This is a genomic window from Asaia sp. SF2.1 (assembly GCF_000505765.1).
GTDB lineage: Bacteria > Pseudomonadota > Alphaproteobacteria > Acetobacterales > Acetobacteraceae > Asaia > Asaia bogorensis.
Genome location: NZ_AYXS01000016.1, coordinates 1 through 1,032, shown reverse-complemented (window position 1 = coordinate 1,032; position 1,032 = coordinate 1). Strand labels below are relative to the sequence as shown.

At 59.6% G+C, this 1,032-nt stretch carries 2 pseudogenes; one reads left to right on the top strand and one right to left on the bottom strand.

Annotation, left to right across the window (positions count from 1 at the left end):
* Nucleotides 1–289 (top strand): annotated as a pseudogene (locus P792_RS0119050) (hypothetical protein); the annotation flags it as partial.
* Nucleotides 290–416: 127 nt separating this feature from the next.
* Here the strand turns inward: P792_RS0119050 and glyA are convergent.
* A pseudogene (gene glyA / locus P792_RS28540) lies at nucleotides 417–1,032 on the bottom strand (serine hydroxymethyltransferase); the annotation flags it as partial.

The following is a 1,032-nucleotide window of genomic DNA, read 5'->3' as shown; positions in this document are numbered from 1 at the left end:
CATTCGCCACTTTGTTGAGAATGCGGGGTTTGTGCATTGGAGCAGCCGGAGCGAGCCGGTTGCCGTTTCACGTCAGGCAATGGTGACCGACAATGTCGTCGCCAGAAGCGCCAGTTTCGGGTTTACCGAGAGTTATATTGGTGGCCAGATGATCGAAAAGGCGGGCACGGTTATCGCGCTGGACGGTGATGATGAAATCTGTACGCCCTACGACCAATGCGTCCTCATCATGCCCAATCTGTGTGTGCGCAGAGGACAACTGGCGGTGAGGCTCGCGCGCAGGCTATAGGCGCGATCCGGTCGCGACAACCAGACGACACTCTGGACACGATCGCAGCGAAACCCGGTCATACGATCCACCGCAATCGCCCCGCGCGGGCAAAAAAAGGGGGGCTCATTGCCCCCCTCTTTTATCCTCAGGCGCCGGGATAGGCGACGTCATAGATGGGAAAGCGACGGCAAAGCGCCTTTACCTCGTCATGAACGCGCTGCTCGACGCTGTCCTGCTCCGGCGTTCCGTAGGCACTCAGCACTTCATCGATCATACGAGCGATCGTGCGGAATTCCTCAACGCCAAAACCGCGTGACGTCGCGGCCGGGCTGCCCAGACGGATACCAGAGGTCACAAACGGCTTTTCAGGGTCAAACGGGATAGCATTCTTGTTAGCCGTGATCCCGGCGCGCTCGAGAGCCGCCTCGGCAATCTTGCCCGTTACCTTCTTGGGACGCAGATCGACCAGAACGAGGTGGCAATCCGTACCACCGGTCACGATGTCAAAGCCGCGTGCCACAAGTTCCTCAGCCAGAACGCGGGCGTTCTCAGCCACCGCGCCCTGATACGCCTTGAACTTCTCGCCAAGGGCCTCGCCAAAGGCCACAGCCTTGCCAGCAATGACATGCATGAGCGGACCACCCTGAAGGCCCGGGAATACGGCGGAATTGACCTTCTTAGCGATGTCCGGATCATTCGTAAGCACAATGCCACCGCGCGGGCCACGCAGCGTCTTGTGCGTGGTGCTGGTCACGATATGC